Raw genomic sequence first — 18,130 nt, 5'->3', positions numbered from 1 at the left:
AGAGGTTTTTCCGGCCCGGTGAACAGGCCGAAGGGCGACCGTCAGCTCCCACGGGTTTCCTCGGCCAGCAGGTCCTCCTCGGTGATGGGACGGCCGGGTAGGGGCGTTCCGGTGCGGGCCCGGAGGCCGTCGAGCATGAGGCCGAAGGCCCGTTCGAGGGCCGGGAGGTCCGAGGTGTGCGTGGCGGGCGTCTGCTTGAGCAGCAGCGAGAACACCACCGCTATGTCACCGGCCCCCACGTCGTCGCGCAGCGTGCCTTCCCGCTGGGCCGCGTTCACGATCTCGCGCAGGGTCGTCAGGACCTCGCGGTACGACCGGCGAGCCTCGGCGTCGTCGCACAGCATCTCCCTGGTTCGGGAGGACAGCAGCGTGAGCTGTGCGAGCACGTGCAGCTGCCGGGAATGCCGGAGCAGCCGCACCAGCGCGGCCCAGGCGGAGGAGGACTCCTCGACGGCGCGGCGGGCCTCCGCGGCGACGTCGCTCAGGCTTTCGCGGGCGACGGCGCGGACGAGCGCCTCCCGATCGGGGAAGCGCCGGTAGAGCGTGCCCACCCCGACTCCGGCTCGCCGCGCGATCTCCTCCATCGGCACGTCGGGTCCGGTCTCGGCGAACACCGTGCGGGCGGCGGCGAGGATCTGGCCGAGGTTACGGCGCGCGTCGGCACGGAGTTTGACCTCCGGACCAGCCACCATCCCGTTCCTCCTGATCATCGATCTTTCCGATTGTCTCACCCGTTCGCCGCTGTCGGGAGTGCTTCGCTCTTCGCTAGCGTGCGGAAACGAGCTAACCGGAGCTTTTCCTTCCGCATATGTGTTCGGATTGGGGTGCGACACATGACCGCTCAGCTTCCCGAGACCCTGCCCATCACCCGCTCCTGTCCGTACGAGCCGCCGGAGGAACACCGCCGCTTGCAGCGGGAAGCGCCGGTTTCGCGGGTCATGCTGCCGAGCGGTGACACGGCGTGGGTGCTGACCCGGCACGCGGACATCCGGGCGATGTTGACGGACCCGCGGTTCAGCTCCGACCGCAGCAATCCGAACTCCCCGCGATTGGTGGCGGGGCAACGACTGGAGAATGTCAACTTCCGCTTGTCCCTGCTCGACATGGACCCGCCGGAGCACGGCCCGGCGCGGCGCGCTGTGGTCGGCGAGTTCACCGTGAAGCGCCTGGCCGCCCTGCGTCCCCGAATCCAGCAGATCGTCGACGACCACATCGACGCCATGCTCGCCGGCCCGCGTCCGACCGATCTGGTGACGTCGTTGTCGCTGCCCGTGCCGTCCCTGGTGATCTGCGAACTGCTCGGGGTCCCCTACTCCGATCACGAGTTCTTCCAGACCCATTCCTCCCGCTTGATCACCAGGACCACCGCACCGGAGGAACGCCTGCGGTCGCTCACCGAATTGCGCGACTACCTCGACAACTTGATAGCGGAGAAGGAGAAGGCTCCGGCCGACGATCTGCTCAGCCGTCAGCTCGGCAAGTGGAACGACCGCGAGGAACTGGTCAGGCTCGCGTTCCTGCTGCTCATCGCCGGGCACGAGACCACGGCCAACATGATCTCGCTGGGAACCCTGGCGTTTTTGGAGCATCCCGAGAGCATCCGGAAGATTCGCGAGAACCCGACGACGCTGGACTCCGCGGTCGAGGAATTGCTGCGTTACTTCACCATCGCCGAGTTCGCGGTCTCGCGGGTCGCCGTGGCCGACGTGGAGATCGGGGGCGTGCTGATCCGCAAGGGCGAGGGCGTGCTGCCGCTCACCAACGTCGGCAATCGCGACCCGGAGGTGTTCGACCGCCCCGACGAGTTCGACGTCGAACGCGGCGCGCGGCACCACCTGGCGTTCGGTTTCGGCGCTCACCAGTGCCTCGGCCAGAACCTCGCTCGGATGGAACTGCGGATCGTGTTCGACACGTTGTTCCGGCGCGTCCCCGGACTGCGTCCGGCCGTACCGCGCGAGGAGCTGCCGTTCAAGGACCACGCCGCCGTCTACGGCATTCACGAATTCCCCGTCACCTGGGAGGACTAGACCATGCGTATCGTCGCGGACACCGACCGCTGTGTGGGAGCGGGACAGTGCGTGCTGACCGAATCCGCCGTGTTCGACCAGAACGACGACGACGGCACGGTCGTCGTCCTGGTCGAGCGGCCGACTGGTGAGCAGCTGGAGAACGTGCGCCAGGCCGTGGAGCTTTGTCCGGGACGGGCACTTTCCCTCGTCGAGGACTAGCCCCGCTCCGGCGGCCGGGCCCTACTCGGAGGCCGGGTGGCTCAGTCCCACCCGCAGGGCCCCCGCCGCCTCGGCCAGTGCTTCCCGGAAGCGCCGTCCGACGCCGAGGAAGTTCGCGTACCCGTGGATGAGGTCGGACTGCCGGGACAACGCCACGGGTACGCCAGCGTCGGCGAGCTTGGCCGCGTAGGCCTCGCCCTCGTCGCGCAGCGGGTCGAATCCCGCCGTCGCCACGTAGGCGGGTGGCAGTCCCGAGAAGTCCTCGGCCAGCAGCGGGGACAGGGCGGGATCGGAACGGTCCACACCGGCGGGTGCGTAGTGGTCGATGAACCAGGTCATGTGCTCGTCGGTGAGGAAGAACCCGTCGGCGAACAGCTCGCGCGACCGGCGGTGCCGGGTGGCGTCCACGCCGGGGTAGAGCAGGAGTTGGAACGCGGGCGAGGGACCGCCGCGTCGGGTGGTCACCTGGGCGGTGACCGCGGCCAGGTTGCCGCCCGCGCTGTCGCCGCCCACCGCCACGCGTCGCGGGTCGGCTCCGAGGTCCCCGGCCTTCTCGTGCGCGAAGTCGAACGCCGTCAGCGCGTCCTCCTGTGCCGCCGGGAACGGGTGTTCGGGGGCGAGACGGTACTCCACCGACAGCACCCGGACCCCGGCATGCTTGGCGAGGAACCGCGCGACGTTGTCGTGGCTCCGCCGTGATCCGACCACCCAACCGCCGCCGTGGTAGAAGACGAGCAGGCCCGACCCGGTGGGCAGGCCCTCCGGCGTGTAGAGGGTTGCCGGGATCTCCCCGTGCGGTGCGGGAATGGCCACTTCACGCGTGAGCACGGGTTGTACGGGTGGACCGCTCACGAGGTGCCGGGAGAGGTCGAGGGACTTCCTGGACCGCTCGACCGACCCCTGGACGAGCGAGGTGCCGGACAACCGCTGGAGTCGCAGCAGGAGCTGCGCGTCGAGGGAGAGTTCCTGTCCGTCGATGCGGACGGGACGTCCCGCGACGAGACGACGCAACGGACGGGGAAGCGCGTAGAGCAGTTGAGCACCGGCGGCCTGGATGCGGATGTGGGCGGGTAGCGCCATGTGAGTTCCTCCCGTCATGACGGCGGCCCCAAGGCTACTCAGGAGTAGACCACGTGGCCAGACGCGTCCGCGGTGTGACGGAGTTCCCTCGAACGACTCTGGACTTCGACTGAAGTCGAGCGTCTAGCCTCGGGAAGGTGACAGCGACACGTACGATCCGAGTCCTCGGACTCGGCGGTTCTCTTCGTAACGGCTCGCAGTCCGAGCGGGCTTTGCGGCTTGCTCTGGCGGGTGCCGAAGAAGCCGGAGCCGTGACCACGGCCCTGACCGGTGAGGCCTTACGGCTGCCCTTCTACGACGCCGGGGTGAGCGAACGCAGCGAACTCGCGGTGCGGCTCGTGGAAGCCGTCCGCGAGGCAGACGGCGTGATCGTCGTGTCGCCCGGCTACCACGGGGCGCTGTCCGGGCTGGTCAAGAACGCGCTGGACTACATCGAGGACCTCCGGGAGGACTCCCGGCCGTACCTGCACGGTCGCGCCGTGGGACTGATCGCCGTGGCGCACGGGTGGCAGGCGGCCGTCACGACGTTGAATCAGATGCGCACGATCGCGCATGCCCTGCGGGGCTGGCCCACCCCCCTCGGCGGAGCCGTGAACTCCGCGGAGGTGAAGTTCGACGAGGTGGGCGGCGCCTCCGAGCAGAAGGTCGAGAACAATCTGCGCCTCATCGGCCGTCAGGTGACCGAGTTCGCCCTCGCGCAGCTCGCCGCGGGTTTCGCCGACCCCACGGACGGGTAGTCCCGCGTCATCCGACAGCGCAGGGAGGACAGCACGATGGCGAACTCGCCCATCAAGAGCCCGCTCAAGGAGAGTGACAAGGAGCTGACGGCGAGCGTCCTGCAGTCGACCCTCGTCGACCTCATCGATCTGAGCTTGATCGCCAAGCAGGCGCACTGGAACGTTGTCGGCCGTAACTTCCGCAGCGTGCACCTTCAGCTCGACGAACTCACCTCGGCGGCCCGTGAGTTCGTCGACTCCGTGGCCGAGAGGGCCAACGCCATCGGGGTGTCGCCGAACGGCAAGGCGAAGACGGTGATGGAGAGCTCCGGACTGCCGGAGTACCCGGACAACTGGCAGACCACGGACCTGACCGTCGACAAGATCGTCGAGATCCTCGACCGGCTGATCCAACGCATGCGAGTTCGGATCGACGAGACGGACAAGAGCGATCTCGTCACCCAGGACCTGTTGATCGAGATCACCCAGGAGCTGGAGAAACAGCACTGGATGTGGCAGGCGCAGAAGGCCTGAACGCAGGGCGCGAGCCGAGGGCCACCTCCACCGGAAACGGGGAGGTGGCCCTCGTGCGTCGTCAGGAGAGGCCGACCGCGCGCCGTGCGAAGTCGACCTCGATGGCCGTCTGTTTGACGGTCTCGGCCACGACGAGCGAGCCGTGCCCGGCGTCGTAGCGGTAGAACGCGTAGTCGGCCTTCCGTTGCGCGAGCCGGTCGAGGTAGTTCTCGATCTGCCGGATGGGGCAGCGCGGGTCGTTGTCGCCCGCCAGCACGAGCACCGGTGCCCTGACGTTGTCGACGTAGGTGATCGGTGAGCACTTCTCGTACACCTCGGGCACCTCCGACGGCGAGCCGCCGAACAACGCGCGGTCGAACGCCCGCAGCGGCTCCATCTCGTCGGCGTAGGCGGTGACGTAGTCGGCCACCGGCACGCCGGCCACCCCCGCGGCCCAGCGTTGCGGTTGGGTTCCCAGGGCCAGCAGGGTCAGGTACCCGCCCCACGATGCGCCCGCGACCACACACCGGTCGGGATCGGAGAGTCCCGACTCGACGGCCCAGTCGTGCACCGCCGCGACGTCCTCCAGCTCCGTCAGACCGGGCCTGCCCTCGATGGCGTCGCGCCACGCCGACCCGTAGCCGGTCGAACCGCGGTAGTTCACCTCCACGACGGCGAAGCCCGCGTCCAGCCACACCGCGCGGTAGGCGGAGAAGCGGTCCTCGTCGGCCGAGTGCGGGCCACCGTGCAGCAGGAACACCGTGGGCAGCGGGCGCGTGCCGTCCTCGGGGGTCGAGATCAGGGCGTGCACGTCGCCGCCGGGGCCGGCCACGAACTGGTCGGTGACCGGGCGGGACCCCGGCGCCCGTTCTCCGGGCGGTGTGATCAGGACGCGGTCCTCGCCACCTGGCTCGCGGACGCGCACGAGCGGCGGTTCGGCGGCGTTCGACCACACGTACTCCACGGAGCCGTCGGGCCGCACCGCCGCGCCCCCGACGTATCCGGGCCGGGAGTCGAGCGAGGTCAACGTCGCCGTGTCGAGGTCGTACCGGTACAACCTCGTGCGTCCCTTGTCGAACTGGGCGATCAGCAGGGCGTCGGCGTCGGGGTACCAGTCGCCGGTGATCTCGCCCGGCAGGTCGATGTGGAGCTCGGTCTCCGTGTCCGCCTCGACGTCCCAGATCAGCAGCTCCTCGCGCTCGTGTCGCTCGTGCTGCACGAGGAGCCGCGAGTCGCCGGGGCGCGGGGAGAACGCGAGGGCGGTGAGTCCCTTGCCCTCGCCGTCCCACTTCTCCGCCACGACGTCGAACCCGTCGCACGACACCACTCGCAGCGCGGGGTGGCGGGAGTCACCGTGCTCGGAGTGCCCGATGGCCAGTAGCCGTTCGTCCCGCGACAGGGCGGCCACCTCGGCGTCGTGCTCGCTGGCGTAGAACCGCTCCGTCCGACCGTCCCGGTGCAGGTATAGGGAGCTGCCGTCGTCGGTCGACACGCCGACCGCGCACACCCGGTGTCCGAGCCCCAGCCCCGCCGGGTAGCCCGCGGGAACGTCGGGCAGGGCCGGTTCGGGAGCCGCCCCACCCGCGAACGGCTCCCGCACCCACGAGCCGAACTCGTCGCCGTCGGTGTCGTCGAACCACCAGATCCACTCACCGTCGGGCGACAGCGTGCCGTGCATGGTGCCGTTGGGGCGGTCGGTGACCTGCCGGTGCGTGTCGGTGGAACGGTCCCAGGCGTAGATCTCCCACACGCCGCTCGCGTTGGAGACGTAGAGACTCGCGTCGGGGGCGTCGAGCGCCCAGCCCGGCAGCGACACGCGAGGCGCGCTGAACCGGGCCCTCCAACGGGCCTCCGCTTCGGGATCTCCGAACAACGTCTCGGGAACTCGGGGGCTCGGATGTTGTGTGCTCACCCCCGCGATCCTGCCAGGTCCGTAGGGTTGGCAGCGTGAATCAGGGGCAGGCGGGTCACGCGAACTTCCTGTTGCCGTTGTTGCGGCCGGGGATGCGGGTGCTCGCCGTCGGCTGCGTTCTTCCGGGGCACCGCGGTGACATCGGGCTGACGACGAGTCTGAGCACGGCCACGCATCCACTTCACGTCGTCGGGCTGGACACCGACGTCGAAGGGCTGCGGCAAGCGCGGCGGGCGAGCGAGCTGGCCGCCGTGTCCACCATCGATTTCGCCGCCTCCGATCCCACGGCCCTGGCCGTGCGCTCGGAGTCGGTCGACGTGGTCTACGCCCACGGACTGCTGGATCGCGTCCGGGAGCCCAGACGCGTGCTCGCCGAGTTCGCCAGGGTGCTGAGACCCGGTGGCCTGCTGGCGCTGTCGACGCCGGACTGGAGCCGCACCAGGGTCAAGCCGAGGACCGCCAACGTCGACGCGGCGTTGCGCGGGTGGACCATGCTGCGGCGGCGCGAGGGCGGCGATCCGGCGGCGGGTAAGCACGTCGAGGACTGGGTGCGGTTCGCGGGGTTCCGCGACATCCGCTCGCGGGCCCGTTTCCACGCGGGCACGGACTACCGGCAGTTGGCCCGGACCATCGAGAGCGAGCTCGCCGAGGCACTGAGTGACTCGGGCGACTACATGGACCCGCAGCTCGCGAGTGCCGCCCGTTCGGCGTGGATGTGGGTGCGCGGTGGACAGGGCGAGGTCAGTCAGTGCTGGGTGGAGACGGTGGCCGTGCGGTGACGGGCGAAGGAAACGACAAGGCCCCGCCCGGTTGGCCGGGCGGGGCCTGCAACGTCGGGGTGGCGGGATTTGAACCCACGACCTCCTCGACCCGAACGAGGCACGCTACCAAGCTGCGCCACACCCCGATGTCGTCTGGGTTGTCCCCAGCGGGTCGTCACCTAGTTTAGCGGACGTTGCTGGCGGCTCGACGCCGGGCCGGACTTTCGGCCTCCGAGCGCCGCGAACCCCTCGGGACCAGCGTCAACAGGGTGGCCTCCGGCGGGCAGGCGAACCGGGCGGGTGCGTAGGGTGACGTGCCCAGTCCGGCCGAGACGTGCAGCCACATGTCCGCGCCCCAGCGGGATGCGCCCCGCGCGCGCGACCGGTCCAGCTCGCAGTTGGTGACCAACGCGCCGATGCCGGGGACCCGAAGCTGGCCACCGTGGGTGTGGCCCGCGAGCACCAGGTCGTAGCCGTCGGCAGCGAAAGAGTCGAGGACGCGCGGCTCCGGCGAGTGGGTCACGCCGAGCCGCAACACCGCCTGCCGGTCGGGCGTGCCGGTGATGTCGGTGTAGCGGTCGCGCCGCAGGTGCGGGTCGTCCACCCCCGCCGCGAACACGCGCTGTCCGGCGACCGTGAGCGTGCGCCGCACGTGCGTGAGGTCGAGCCACCCGCGCTCGACGAACGCCGCCCGAAGGTCGCGCCACGGCAGGTGAGCACCGTGGATGCGCTTCTTCTTGCCCTTCGGCATGAGGTAGCGCGCGGGGTTTTTGGGTTTCGGCGCGTAGTAGTCGTTGCTGCCGAACACGAACAGCCCCGGACGGTTCAACAGCGGGCCGAGCGCACGCAACACGGCGGGAACGGCCTGCGGGTGCGCGAGGTTGTCACCGGTGTTGACCACCAGGTCGGGGTTGAGCCGGTCGAGCTCGGCCACCCACTCCTGCTTGGACTTCTGCCCCGGCAACATGTGCAGGTCGGACACGTGCAGCACCCGGATGGGGCGGGCATCGGGGGCGAGCACGGGCAGCTCCGCGGTGCGGAGTGTCCAGTGGCGTCGTTCGATGCCGATGGCGTAACCGAGGGTCGCGACGGCCAGCGCCGCCGTCCCCGTCACGAGGCGTTTCATCATCATCCTTGAGGCGACGTGTGTAACCGAGCGTACGCGTGGTGATGCGCGGTTCGCTGTGCCCCATAAGGGTTGTGACCCGCCCTCGCACCACTGTTTTCGCGAAAAATACCTGATCGGGTGACCATTTCTCGTTCCAAGTCGGGAGAGCGCCCGGCCCGCTCGGGGCGGAACCGGGCGCGAACGGTCGTCACCGCATCTTCGTGTAGGCCGGATCGGGCTGCGGCAACGGCTCCGGAGGCAGGTCCGCCATGATCGGTTTCATGGCGCGGAACCAGGTCTGAGCGGGAGTCATCCCACCGAACATGTTGCCGTTGGCCGTGGCGTGGACGTTGCCGGGTCCGCCGTAGGACAGTCCGCCGTACGGGATGTCGGGACGGAAGACCATGGCCGCGGCGGCGAGCTGCGGGGTGGCGCCGACGAACGCGGCCGAACCCTGGAACTGGGTCGTCCCGGTCTTACCGATCATCGGGCGGTCCCAGCCCGCCGCGGCCGCGGCACTCGCCGCCGTCCCGCCGGGCTGGGTGTCCTTGCTCAGCCCGACGGCGAGGGTGTTGGCCAGCTCCTCCGGCACGACCTGCTCGCACTCCGGCTCCTTGACCGGGAACGGCTTACCGGCCCGGTCGTTGACCTCCAGGACCGGGGTCGGGGAGCACCACACTCCGCCACTCATGATCGTCGCGGCGACGTTGGCCAGCTCCAGCCCGCTGACGGGGCTGGCGCCGAGCGTGAACATGCCGCGTCCGTTCGGAGCCAGCTCGTTCGGGCCGTAGAACTCCTTCTGGCTCATGCTGTACTCGGGCTTCTCGTGGTCGGGGTCGGGCTGCCTCCCGTCAGCGGGTCTCGACGCCATCGTCTTGCGCAGCCCCAACTTGCTGGCCATCTCGACGACCGGCCCCATCCCGGTCTCCTCCTCGAGGATGACGAACGTCGTGTTGGGGGACTTCGCCAGCGCGTCCTGCAGCGACATCGAGGTGTCGGCCCCGTCGCTGGCGTTCGACACGCAGTAGGTCCGGACCCCGGAGGGGCGCGTCGGGCAGTGCTCGCCACCCCAGTTGAACACGGGCGAGACGTGGAAGTTCGGCACCGGGACGGTGTCGAAGATGCCGTACTTCTTCTGCTCCATCGCCGCCGCCGCGGTGAAGATCTTGAAGCTGGAGCCCGCGCCGGTGACGTTGAAGACCTCGTAGGGCAAGCCGTAGACGGTCTGGCCCGCGGCGCTGTCCGTGCCGTAGTCCTTGTTGGCCACGAGCGCGACCACCTCGTGGCTGTCCTTGCCCGGCTTGATCACGGACAACGTGTTGGCGACGTTGGGCTCGTCCTTGCGGACCTCCTCCTCCGCGGCCTTCTTGGCCTCCAGGGTGGCCTTCCGGTCCATCGTCGTGCGGATGACGTAGCCGCCCGTGTAGAGGTCGTCTTTGTCCATGCCGAGGTCCTCGACCAGGTGGTCCTCGACGTACTGGCAGAAGAAGCCGAACGCCGGGTCCGCGCTGACGCACGTGGAGGCGGGCTTGTCCGGACCACCGGGCAGCACGCCCAGCGGCTCCTCCTTGAATTTCTCGGCGTCCTCCTTCGCCAGCTTGCGGTTCTCGACCATTTTGTCGAGCACGAAGTTGCGCCGTTCCTTCGCTTTCTCCGGGTTGTTCCACGGGTCCAGCACGGCCGGGTTGTTCACCATGGCGGCCAGCAACGCCGACTGGGGGACGTTCAGCTCCGCGGCGGTCGTGCCGAAGTACGCCTGGGCCGCGGCGCCGACACCGTAGATCTGGCGCGAGAACTCGACGACGTTGAGGTATCCGGTGAGGATTTCCTCCTTCGTCATCTTCGTTTCGAGCTGAATGGCGATTCGAGCTTCTTTCAACTTCCGGGCCAGCGACGCTTCCTGTGCTTTCTGTTGCCCGAGTTCGTCACCCCGATAGGTGACGTTGATCAAATAGTTTTTGACGTACTGCTGCGTCAGCGTGGACGCGCCCTGCATATCTCCGCCGGAAGAGTTACTGATCGCCGCCCGGAGTGTCCCTTTCCAGTCCACTCCGTGGTGATCGTAGAAACGCCGGTCCTCCACGGAGATGATCGCCCATTTCATCGCCTCGGAGATCTGGTCCGACGTCGTGGGGATGCGGTACTGCTCGTACAGGGTGGCGAACGGTTTGCCTTCCCGGTCGGTCAGGGTCGTGACCAGGGGTGGTGGTTCGTCGGCGAGGCTGGACGACATCGACTCCACCGTCTCGCTGGCCTGATTGGAGATCACGCCGGCCGCTCCGACGACGGGGAACATAATCCCTGCGACAAGGACACCGGCGAGCAGGCACAGACCCAGTAGCTTGAACAGACCGCTCCGGATACTCACGCACTCAGGGTACGCACCCGCCGGTGTGATCGTGGTTGGCCCGTTCTCTTCCCCGAGAAGCCATCTGATAACAAATGACCTGCGGGGGTTGGCGTGGGAACCAACAACCCCTACAGTCCGTCAACAACTCACGGGAACGGCGCCAGGGGAGGCGTCGTCGGAGGGACGTGAGTTACAAAAAGACCTGCTCGTGGGGGACGCGGCCGTGCTACGTCACCTGCTCGTTGGTCGCAACAGGTAGGAGCTGGGGGTATGGAGTACGACTACTCGGATTGGCGCATCCATGCTTACTGCAGGGACACCGATCCCGACGGTCTGTTCGTGCGGGGAGCCGAGCAGAATCGGGCGAAGCTGGTTTGCATGGGTTGTCCGGTCCGCACGGAATGTCTGGCGGAGGCGCTGGATAACCGTATCGACTTCGGCGTCTGGGGAGGGATGACCGAACGCGAGCGCCGTGCGTTGTTGCGCCGGAGACCGGAAGTGTCGAGCTGGCGTGCTCTGCTCGAATCGGCCAAAAGGGAGTACGAGCCCGCGCAGCGCGTCTCCTGAGGCGCCGCCGGACCGGTGCCGGGTTCGCTCACCCTTCCGCCATGCGGTTGCCGACGTCGCGCAGTCCCGTGAGGTCGTGGACGTCGCTGGGCAGCGCGGGCACCGTGGTGACGGGAACGTGAGGATGGGCCTTCGTGAACCGCGCGAGCAGGCGCTCCTCGCGTTTCGACATCTCGACGCGGTCGGCGTGTAACCGCAGTACCGCCGCGGCGAGGGGTGCTCCGGTGGAGTCCACGGACTTGCGTTCGAGTGCCTCCGCCGCGGCGAGCGCGTCGATGGCCGAGAGGTTCGCGAGCACGGGATGGGTCCGGTTGGCGATGAGGCCCGCCAGCGGCATCGACTCGGTGGAGAGCCGTTCGACGAAGTAGCTGGCCTCGCGCAGGGCGTCGGGTTCCGGCGCCGCGACCACCAGGAACGCCGTGCCCTTCGACCGCAGCAGTTCGGCGGTCTTGCCCGCGCGTTCCCGGAACCCGCCGAACGTCGAGTCGAACGCCTGCATGAACGCCGAGGCGTCGGCGAGCAGCTGGCCGCCGAGGATCGTCGACACGGCCTTGGCGAACATGGAGAACCCGGCGCTCACGACCTTGCGCAGTCCCCACCCGCCCGCGCGGGCGGGGGTGGTCAGCAACCGGATCATGCGGCCGTCGAGCGCGGCGGACAACCGGTTGGGCGCGTCGAGGAAGTCCAGTGCCGAGCGGCTCGGCGGGGTGTCCACCACGATGAGGTCCCACTCCCCGGTGGCCGCGAGCTGGCCGAGCTTCTCCATCGCCATGTACTCCTGCGTGCCGGAGAACGACGTGGAGATCGTCTGGTAGAAGGGGTTGGCGAGCAGCTGCTCGGCGCGTTCGGGGCCCGCGTGCCGTCGCACCATGTCGTCGAAGGTGCGGCGCATGTCGAGCATCATGGCCCACAGCTCGCCCTTCGGCTCGAATCCGGCGACCGAGACCTTCTTCGGTTGGTTGCCGAGTTCGCGCAGCCCCAGGGCCTGGGCGAGCCGACGGGCGGGGTCGATGGTCAGGACCACCGTCTGCCGTCCTCGTTCGGCGGCGCGGAGGGCGAGGGCCGCGGCGGTGGTGGTCTTGCCGACGCCACCGGAACCACAGCAGACGACCACTCTCGTCTCCGGGTTGTCGAGCAACCTGTCGATGTCGAGCTGCTTGGTCACAGGCGCACTCCCTGATCCACCAGCGCGTCGGCGAGTTCGTACAGACCCGCGACGTCCACCCCGCCCGGCAGGTCGGGGAGGCGGAGTGTGGGCAGGTCGGCTTCGGTGAGTTGTTCGGACGACCGCTGTTCGGCGGCGATTCCGATGGCGTGCTCCACGGTCTCGGCCACGAGCGCCTCGACGGTGGAGTCGGGCAGGTCGAGCCCGGCCGAGGTGAGGCCGGCGCGGATTCCGTCCGCGTCCACGTGTCCGTCGGCGGCGGGGGACAGCGAGTGCGCCGGTAGGCGCGGAGGGCGGACCCGGTTGACCAGCACCGCACCGGGACGCAGGTCGGCGCCGTCGAGCTCGGCCACCGCGTCGAGGGTCTCCCGTACCGGCATCTCCTCCAGCAGAGTCACGAGGTGGACCGCCGTCTCCCCCGAGTGCAGCAGGCGAACCACGCCCTCGGCCTGCCCGCGGATGGGGCCGGTCTTGGCGACGTCGGTCAGCGCCTTGGTGACGTCCAGGAACTTCACCACACGGCCGGTGGGCGGCGCGTCGACCACCACGGCGTCGTAGACGTGTCTGCCGTCGGAGTCCGTGCGCCCGACGCACTCCTTGATCTTTCCGGTGAGCAGCACGTCACGAAGGCCGGGGGCGAGCGTGGTGGCGAACTCGATGGCGCCCATCCTGCGCAACGTGCGGCCCGCGAAGCCGAGGTTGTAGAACATCTCGAAGTATTCGAGCAACGCGGCCTCGACGTCGACGTGTAGCGCGCGGACCTCGCCGCCTCCCGGCGCGGACGCGATGCGCTGTTCGGCGTACGGCAGTGGCTCGGTGTCGAAGACCTGGGCGAAGCCCTGCCTGCCCTCGACCTCCACGAGCAGTACGCGACGCCCGCCGCGCGCGAGTGCGAGCCCGAGAGAGGCCGCGAGCGTCGTCTTGCCCGTTCCGCCCTTCCCGGTGACGAAGTGCAGCCGGGTCCGAGTGAGTTCGTCGGTCCAGCCAGGCAGGGGAGTCACATTGGGAAGCGTATCCGTAAAACGGTGTCGGCCGTTCAGCTCGCGAGTGCGAGGACGCTCACGATGAGCGCGACCACGCCGGAAAGCACCCAGGCGGCGACCGCGGGCAGCGTCGTGAGGGTCAGGACCGCGGCCACGGCGAGCGCGGTGAGGCCCACCAACCCGGTGATCGCGGCGGTGGAACCGCGTCCCGTCCGCTCCCTGGCCTTGGCCATGACGAGCAGGATGCCGATGACTCCGGGCACGGCGAGCAACGCCGTCGCGAGGATGCGCCATGCTTCCACGGGAGCCGACAGTAGTGGCTAGGGTGTTTGACCATGAGTGCCACGAAGTGGGAGTACGCAACGGTCCCTCTGCTGATCCACGCCACCAAGCAGATCCTCGACCAGTGGGGCGAGGACGGTTGGGAACTGGTCACGGTGCTGCCCAACCCGAGCGGCGAGCAGCACGTCGCCTACCTCAAGCGGCCGAAGGACTGAAGGACCGGTCATGAAGTGGAGCGCAAAGCTCGATCAGCTCGGTATCGAACTGCCCGAGGTCGCGGCTCCGGTCGCGGCTTACGTCCCCGCCGTGCGCACCGGTTCGTACGTCTACACGTCGGGGCAGCTTCCGTTCGTCGGCGGTGAGCTGGCGGCCACCGGCAAGGTCGGTGCGGAGGTCAGCCCCGAGGAGGCCAAGCAGTACGCGCGCACGGCCGCGCTGAACGGCCTCGCCGCCATTCACGACCTCGTGGGCATCGACTCGGTAGTGCGGGTCGTGAAGGTCGTCGGATACGTCGCGTCGAGTGAGGGATTCGGCGGGCAGCCCGCCGTCGTCAACGGCGCCTCGGAACTGTTGGGAGAGATCTTCGGGGACGCGGGCGCGCACGCGCGGTCGGCCGTGGGGGTCGCCGAGCTGCCGCTGGGGGCCCCGGTGGAGGTCGAGCTCGTCGTGGAGGTCGAATGATGGACCCCGACATCGAGAGCTCCTGCCACGAACTTCTGCTGCGGCTCGCGGGCCGGTTGCCCGATCGGTTGCTGTGGCGGTTCCGGGACTGGCTCGGTGAGGGCGCGATGGGCACGCTGGCCCGCACGCTGCCCAAGACTTTGCTCAAGCACAGAATTGATCTTGATCAGGCGGAGTATCGCCTGCTGGTCGCCGGTCTCATCCCGCACGGTGCCGACTGGCACGAGGTGAGTTCGACACTTGGGGTAGACGCCTCGACCGGGAACCGGTACACATTCACACCGGAAGCACCCGATTGGGTGAACACCGTTGATTCGGTGTCCGTGGTGATCCACGCAACGTTGCGAGGACGCCCGGACGTGGGCGAGGTCCGGGAGAGCTGGCGGCATGACCGTGGGGCCGCGGAGGGAGAGGCCAAGCGGGTCCTGTTGGTCACGGCAGTCTCCGGCTTGCCTCGCCTCACTGGGGAACTCCAACGCGTCCTCCGCGTACTGGGCGACGAGATGCCCAGCGTCGAGGTCCTGCCGACGCAGATCGAGTTGCCCGCCTACCACGAGGCGGCGCTCGCGAATTCCCGGTTCGTGTGCATGGGCGCCGTGGACGCCGGTCACCACAGGCTTGTACCCGCATAGCGCTCGCGTAGCAGCGGGTGGGAGGGAGATCCGGGATGGACGAAAGTCTGCCGAAGGACGGATTCGCGGTGCCGCTGCGGCTGCACAACGTTCTGCTGGCGTTGGCGGGGAGACTCGACGACACCGCGTTGTCCGAGGCGCGTGAACTCGTCGCCCGTTCCCACCTCGACGACGCCGCGGAACTCGCCGTCGGCGCGCTGATCGCGGGCCGCATCATGGTGCGGCCGAGCGAGCAGCGCGAGCTGGCCCTCGTGCTGGAGATGAGTCGGTCGGACACGGCGTTGGCCGACCAGCTCACCGTCGGGGAGCCCGTTTCCGAACCCACGCACCGGTTCAGCAGGGACAACGACCCCGACGCCGGGATCGCGGAGGCCCTCGACCGCACGCTCCAGGTGCTGCCCGACGTGCGGTCGGTGCACGCCGTGTGGCGCACCACCCCGGCGGGCAGCGTGCCCGGTCCGTTGCCGCAGCGAGTGGTGCTCATCGAGATCGGGCCCGAGGCGCATCCGCCCGCCGTGGCGTTCCGGGTGGCCGAGGCCTTGCGCCGCAGTGGTATTCGCGCGGTCGTGGAGGTCACGGGGCCGGGGGCCGAACGCACCGAGTACCACGAGACCGCTCTGCTGAGCGCCACTCCGGTGTGGTTGGCGTCCGAGCAGGCGTCGAGTGAGGGGAAGAACAACGCGTCGGGCTCTCGCTCGCGGTCGTCGCGCAAGGTCACCGCGGGCGCGGCGCGGGCGCGGGCCGAGGCCGCTCGCCGCCCGGCCCACGCCATGACGGAACCGTCGGAACCCGTGCAGCCCGAGGCCCGTCACACGCTGCCCGAACCTCCCGTGGAGGAGATCGCCCCGACCGGTGGGGAAAGCTGGTCGGCCGGCGCGTCCGAGGCTCGGGGGGCCGACGAGATCCGGCCCGAGCCGGGGGACGTGCTTCCCGAGCCGGCGGAAGTTCGCGCGGAGTCGGTGGACCTCCCTCCGGCTCCGGTGGAGGGGCCCCCGGAGCCGGGGGACGTGCGTCCGGAGTCGACGGAAGCTCGTTCGGAAGCGGTGGAGGCGCTTCCGGAACCGGTGGAGGCGCGTGCGGAAGCGGTGGACGTGCTCCCCGATCCGGTGGAGGCCCGGCCCGAGCCGGTGGAGGCGTGTGCGGAGGCGGCGGAGTCCCAGCCCGAACCGACGGAGCCCGCGAAGCTGCCCAAGCCGAGGGAGAAGGCCGAGAAGCTGTCGTTCTCGGCCGAGGAACTGGCCGAGCTGGAGAACCGGGTCGCCGAGACCACCGAGATGAGCCCCGAGGAGGTCGCGCAGCTTCGCGCCGCGATCGCGGAGGACCCGGAGAAGGGCAGGGAGCTCGTCGGGCTCCCGGCGAGCATGGTCGAACTGCCGGAACTCAACCTCGACGATCCGCAGTTGTCCGAGCGTGATCGCCAGTTGCTCCGGGAGCTCCACGCCGAACTCGCCGAGCGGGAACGCGCCGAGGCGGCCAGGACCAATGGGGCGGAACGTCCGTGGCGTGACGGATCGTCGAGTTGATCGGCGGTATCGTGCGGCCGTGACTCACTCCCCGAACGTCGGCGACGAGCTCGGCTCGTTCGCCGTGCCCGCGAGCGCCGTTCCGCCGTTGCCGAAGGAGCCTCCGGCGACCCCCGTCACCCCGAAGGACGCCGCGACCGTCGTCTTAGTCCGGGACGCCGCCGACGGGCCCGGCATCGAGGTGTTCCTGCAACGGCGGGTCAGGAGCATGGCTTTCGCGTCCGGCATGACGGTGTTTCCCGGTGGAGGTGTGGACGCCCGTGACGCCGACGCCTCGGTGGGTTGGGTGGGCCCGGAGCCGAAGCTGTGGGCCCGCTGGTTCTCGTGCTCGGAGTCGTTGGCCAGGGCATTGGTGTGTGCGGCGGTGCGGGAGGCGTTCGAGGAGTCCGGCGTCCTGCTCGCGGGCACGGCCACCGAGGTCGTGGCCGACACCAGTGGCTACGCCGACGCGCGTGCCGCGTTGACGGCCGGGAAGCTGTCGTTGGCCGAGTTCCTCACCGAGGCCGGCCTGGTGGTTCGCGCCGACCTGCTGCGGCCGTGGGCCAACTGGGTCACTCCGGAACAGGAACCACGTCGTTACGACGCGCGGTTCTTCGTCGCGGCGCTTCCGGAGGGCCAGACCGCCGACGGCGCCACGACCGAGGCCGAGTCGACGCGCTGGCAGCGACCCGAGGAGGCCATCGCCGACGCCGAGGCCGGACGTGTGGCGTTGATGCCGCCGACCTGGCACACGCTCGCCGAGGTCGGCCGGTTCTCCTCGGTGGCGGAGGTGCTGGCGTGCGAGCGGACGATTCGCCGGATCATGCCGAAGCTCGTGAACGACGGCGACCGCATCGTGGTGGAGATGTGATGGATCACCCTGCTTACGGCGTTCTCCGTCCGGTGTCCTCCATCGCGACGGTGTTGTTGCAGAACAACCCGTCGACGATGACGCTCGAAGGCACCAACACCTGGGTCCTGCGGGCACCGGGGAGTTCGGGCCGGGTGGTGGTGGACCCCGGTCACGCGCTCGACGAGCACCTGGACGCGCTGACGCGACTGTCGGACGTGGAACTCGTCCTGCTCACCCACTGGCATCCCGATCACTCCGAGGGGGCGCCGGTGCTCGCGCGGGAGCTGGACGTGCCCGTACGCGCGTTCGACCCGAAGCTGTGCCACGGGGCCGACCCGTTGGAGGACGGCGAGGTGCTTCGGGCCGCGGGGCTGACCTTGAAGGTGATGCACACGCCGGGCCACACCGACGATTCCGTCGTGCTCCTCGCCGAGGACGGGGATCGGCCCCAGGTGTTGACCGGTGACACGGTGCTCGGTCGCGGTACCACCGTGCTCACCGACCTCGGGGACTATCTCGATTCCCTGCGGGCGTTGCACGCCCTGCCGCCGGGGACGTTGGGGTTGCCGGGACACGGGCCCGAGCTGACGGACCTCACGAGCACGGTCGCGGAACACCTCCGCCATCGGGAGCGACGTCTCGACCAGGTGCGGGAGGCGCTCCGGCAGCTGGGTGAGGACGCCACGCCCCGACAGGTGGTGGAGATCGTCTACGCGGACGTCGACCGAGCGTTGTGGGCGCCAGCGGAGGAGAGCGTGCGTGCGCAGCTGGAATACCTGGCCACGCGGGGCTGAGAC

20 protein-coding genes and 1 tRNA gene are annotated in these 18,130 nt (G+C 69.3%); 12 read left to right on the top strand and 9 right to left on the bottom strand.

The features are described from left to right. Nucleotides 1-41: 41 nt before the first annotated feature. Complete coding sequence (locus SACGLDRAFT_RS19505; protein WP_005466713.1) at nt 42-692, bottom strand: TetR/AcrR family transcriptional regulator; 651 nt, start codon at nt 690-692, stop codon at nt 42-44. 141 nt (nt 693-833) lie between these two features. Here SACGLDRAFT_RS19505 and SACGLDRAFT_RS19500 point away from each other — a divergent pair, with 141 nt between their 5' ends. Next, nucleotides 834-2,027 (top strand): cytochrome P450, encoded by a 1,194-nt coding sequence (locus SACGLDRAFT_RS19500; RefSeq protein ID WP_005466712.1) that lies wholly within the window; start codon nt 834-836, stop codon nt 2,025-2,027. A 3-nt stretch (nt 2,028-2,030) separates the two neighbouring features. Then, the gene (locus SACGLDRAFT_RS19495) at nt 2,031-2,228 is read left to right on the top strand and encodes a ferredoxin (protein WP_005466711.1); all 198 of its coding nucleotides are present in this window, start codon (nt 2,031-2,033) and stop codon (nt 2,226-2,228) included. 21 nt (nt 2,229-2,249) lie between these two features. On the opposite strand, the gene SACGLDRAFT_RS19490 is transcribed toward SACGLDRAFT_RS19495, so the two are convergent. Beyond that, nucleotides 2,250-3,308, bottom strand: a complete 1,059-nt coding sequence (locus SACGLDRAFT_RS19490; RefSeq protein ID WP_005466710.1) for an alpha/beta hydrolase — start codon at nt 3,306-3,308, stop codon at nt 2,250-2,252. 137 nt (nt 3,309-3,445) lie between these two features. Here SACGLDRAFT_RS19490 and SACGLDRAFT_RS19485 point away from each other — a divergent pair, with 137 nt between their 5' ends. Both SACGLDRAFT_RS19485 and SACGLDRAFT_RS19480 read left to right on the top strand, forming a co-directional pair. Beyond that, nucleotides 3,446-4,045, top strand: a complete 600-nt coding sequence (locus SACGLDRAFT_RS19485) for an NADPH-dependent FMN reductase (RefSeq protein WP_040919319.1) — start codon at nt 3,446-3,448, stop codon at nt 4,043-4,045. A 36-nt stretch (nt 4,046-4,081) separates the two neighbouring features. Then, nucleotides 4,082-4,558: a Dps family protein gene (locus tag SACGLDRAFT_RS19480; RefSeq protein ID WP_005466707.1), complete on the top strand. Its 477-nt coding sequence runs from the start codon at nt 4,082-4,084 to the stop codon at nt 4,556-4,558. 61 nt (nt 4,559-4,619) lie between these two features. Here SACGLDRAFT_RS19480 and SACGLDRAFT_RS19475 read toward each other — a convergent pair whose 3' ends face one another. Beyond that, nucleotides 4,620-6,449, bottom strand: coding sequence for a S9 family peptidase (locus tag SACGLDRAFT_RS19475; RefSeq protein ID WP_005466706.1), 1,830 nt, complete (start codon nt 6,447-6,449; stop codon nt 4,620-4,622). A 35-nt stretch (nt 6,450-6,484) separates the two neighbouring features. Here SACGLDRAFT_RS19475 and SACGLDRAFT_RS19470 point away from each other — a divergent pair, with 35 nt between their 5' ends. Continuing rightward, nucleotides 6,485-7,228 (top strand): class I SAM-dependent methyltransferase, encoded by a 744-nt coding sequence (locus tag SACGLDRAFT_RS19470; RefSeq protein WP_005466705.1) that lies wholly within the window; start codon nt 6,485-6,487, stop codon nt 7,226-7,228. 54 nt (nt 7,229-7,282) lie between these two features. Here SACGLDRAFT_RS19470 and SACGLDRAFT_RS19465 read toward each other — a convergent pair. The 3 genes from SACGLDRAFT_RS19465 to SACGLDRAFT_RS19455 form a co-directional block, all read right to left on the bottom strand. Further along, nucleotides 7,283-7,356: transfer RNA gene (locus SACGLDRAFT_RS19465), tRNA-Pro, on the bottom strand. A 38-nt stretch (nt 7,357-7,394) separates the two neighbouring features. After that, nucleotides 7,395-8,336, bottom strand: a complete 942-nt coding sequence (locus tag SACGLDRAFT_RS19460; RefSeq protein WP_005466704.1) for a metallophosphoesterase — start codon at nt 8,334-8,336, stop codon at nt 7,395-7,397. 190 nt (nt 8,337-8,526) lie between these two features. Beyond that, nucleotides 8,527-10,686: a transglycosylase domain-containing protein gene (locus SACGLDRAFT_RS19455; RefSeq protein ID WP_005466703.1), complete on the bottom strand. Its 2,160-nt coding sequence runs from the start codon at nt 10,684-10,686 to the stop codon at nt 8,527-8,529. A gap of 252 nt (nt 10,687-10,938) precedes the next feature. Here SACGLDRAFT_RS19455 and SACGLDRAFT_RS19450 point away from each other — a divergent pair, with 252 nt between their 5' ends. Next, nucleotides 10,939-11,235: a WhiB family transcriptional regulator gene (locus SACGLDRAFT_RS19450; protein ID WP_005466702.1), complete on the top strand. Its 297-nt coding sequence runs from the start codon at nt 10,939-10,941 to the stop codon at nt 11,233-11,235. Between the two features lie 28 nt (nt 11,236-11,263). Here the strand turns inward: SACGLDRAFT_RS19450 and SACGLDRAFT_RS19445 are convergent, their stop codons facing one another. Genes SACGLDRAFT_RS19445 through SACGLDRAFT_RS19435 form a run of 3 tightly spaced genes read right to left on the bottom strand, consistent with a single transcriptional unit; the run spans nt 11,264 to nt 13,685 of the window. Then, complete coding sequence (locus SACGLDRAFT_RS19445; protein WP_005466701.1) at nt 11,264-12,400, bottom strand: ArsA family ATPase; 1,137 nt, start codon at nt 12,398-12,400, stop codon at nt 11,264-11,266. After that, the gene (locus tag SACGLDRAFT_RS19440; protein ID WP_005466700.1) at nt 12,397-13,401 is read right to left on the bottom strand and encodes an ArsA-related P-loop ATPase; all 1,005 of its coding nucleotides are present in this window, start codon (nt 13,399-13,401) and stop codon (nt 12,397-12,399) included. The genes SACGLDRAFT_RS19445 and SACGLDRAFT_RS19440 overlap by 4 nt, the downstream gene beginning before the upstream one ends. A 35-nt stretch (nt 13,402-13,436) precedes the next feature. Next, on the bottom strand, nt 13,437-13,685 hold the full coding sequence (locus SACGLDRAFT_RS19435; protein ID WP_005466699.1) for a hypothetical protein: 249 nt from the start codon (nt 13,683-13,685) through the stop codon (nt 13,437-13,439). A gap of 33 nt (nt 13,686-13,718) precedes the next feature. Here SACGLDRAFT_RS19435 and SACGLDRAFT_RS22195 point away from each other — a divergent pair, with 33 nt between their 5' ends. The 6 genes from SACGLDRAFT_RS22195 to SACGLDRAFT_RS19410 are packed head-to-tail and all read left to right on the top strand — an operon-like array spanning nt 13,719 to nt 18,127. Continuing rightward, nucleotides 13,719-13,880 (top strand): DUF4177 domain-containing protein, encoded by a 162-nt coding sequence (locus SACGLDRAFT_RS22195; RefSeq protein ID WP_005466698.1) that lies wholly within the window; start codon nt 13,719-13,721, stop codon nt 13,878-13,880. 10 nt (nt 13,881-13,890) lie between these two features. Beyond that, nucleotides 13,891-14,346 (top strand): RidA family protein, encoded by a 456-nt coding sequence (locus SACGLDRAFT_RS19430; protein WP_005466697.1) that lies wholly within the window; start codon nt 13,891-13,893, stop codon nt 14,344-14,346. Continuing rightward, on the top strand, nt 14,346-14,978 hold the full coding sequence (locus tag SACGLDRAFT_RS19425) for a hypothetical protein (protein ID WP_040920197.1): 633 nt from the start codon (nt 14,346-14,348) through the stop codon (nt 14,976-14,978). The genes SACGLDRAFT_RS19430 and SACGLDRAFT_RS19425 overlap by 1 nt, the downstream gene beginning before the upstream one ends. Nucleotides 14,979-15,013: 35 nt before the next feature. Further along, nucleotides 15,014-16,501: a hypothetical protein gene (locus tag SACGLDRAFT_RS22575; protein WP_005466693.1), complete on the top strand. Its 1,488-nt coding sequence runs from the start codon at nt 15,014-15,016 to the stop codon at nt 16,499-16,501. A 19-nt stretch (nt 16,502-16,520) separates the two neighbouring features. After that, a complete protein-coding gene (locus SACGLDRAFT_RS19415) occupies nt 16,521-17,351 on the top strand; it encodes an NUDIX hydrolase (protein WP_040919316.1) in 831 nt (276 codons plus the stop codon). Continuing rightward, nucleotides 17,351-18,127: an MBL fold metallo-hydrolase gene (locus SACGLDRAFT_RS19410; RefSeq protein ID WP_005466691.1), complete on the top strand. Its 777-nt coding sequence runs from the start codon at nt 17,351-17,353 to the stop codon at nt 18,125-18,127. Before SACGLDRAFT_RS19415 ends, SACGLDRAFT_RS19410 begins: the two co-directional genes overlap by 1 nt. The last annotated feature ends 3 nt before the right edge of the window (nt 18,128-18,130 follow it).

The organism is Saccharomonospora glauca K62 (genome assembly GCF_000243395.2).
Classification (GTDB): domain Bacteria; phylum Actinomycetota; class Actinomycetes; order Mycobacteriales; family Pseudonocardiaceae; genus Saccharomonospora; species Saccharomonospora glauca.
Note: the sequence above shows the minus strand (reverse complement) of the source record. Positions and strands in the feature narration are given on the sequence as shown.

What these genes read in the sequence shown, in the direction of transcription:
- SACGLDRAFT_RS19505 (WP_005466713.1), bottom strand. Translation starts at nt 692, where the DNA reads ATGGTGGCTGGTCCGGAGGTCAAACTCCGTGCCGACGCGCGCCGTAAC.
- SACGLDRAFT_RS19500 (WP_005466712.1), top strand. Translation starts at nt 834, where the DNA reads ATGACCGCTCAGCTTCCCGAGACCCTGCCCATCACCCGCTCCTGTCCG.
- SACGLDRAFT_RS19495 (WP_005466711.1), top strand. Translation starts at nt 2,031, where the DNA reads ATGCGTATCGTCGCGGACACCGACCGCTGTGTGGGAGCGGGACAGTGC.
- SACGLDRAFT_RS19490 (WP_005466710.1), bottom strand. Translation starts at nt 3,308, where the DNA reads ATGGCGCTACCCGCCCACATCCGCATCCAGGCCGCCGGTGCTCAACTG.
- SACGLDRAFT_RS19480 (WP_005466707.1), top strand. Translation starts at nt 4,082, where the DNA reads ATGGCGAACTCGCCCATCAAGAGCCCGCTCAAGGAGAGTGACAAGGAG.
- SACGLDRAFT_RS19460 (WP_005466704.1), bottom strand. Translation starts at nt 8,336, where the DNA reads ATGAAACGCCTCGTGACGGGGACGGCGGCGCTGGCCGTCGCGACCCTC.
- SACGLDRAFT_RS19450 (WP_005466702.1), top strand. Translation starts at nt 10,939, where the DNA reads ATGGAGTACGACTACTCGGATTGGCGCATCCATGCTTACTGCAGGGAC.
- SACGLDRAFT_RS22195 (WP_005466698.1), top strand. Translation starts at nt 13,719, where the DNA reads ATGAGTGCCACGAAGTGGGAGTACGCAACGGTCCCTCTGCTGATCCAC.
- SACGLDRAFT_RS19430 (WP_005466697.1), top strand. Translation starts at nt 13,891, where the DNA reads ATGAAGTGGAGCGCAAAGCTCGATCAGCTCGGTATCGAACTGCCCGAG.
- SACGLDRAFT_RS19425 (WP_040920197.1), top strand. Translation starts at nt 14,346, where the DNA reads ATGGACCCCGACATCGAGAGCTCCTGCCACGAACTTCTGCTGCGGCTC.
- SACGLDRAFT_RS22575 (WP_005466693.1), top strand. Translation starts at nt 15,014, where the DNA reads ATGGACGAAAGTCTGCCGAAGGACGGATTCGCGGTGCCGCTGCGGCTG.
- SACGLDRAFT_RS19410 (WP_005466691.1), top strand. Translation starts at nt 17,351, where the DNA reads ATGGATCACCCTGCTTACGGCGTTCTCCGTCCGGTGTCCTCCATCGCG.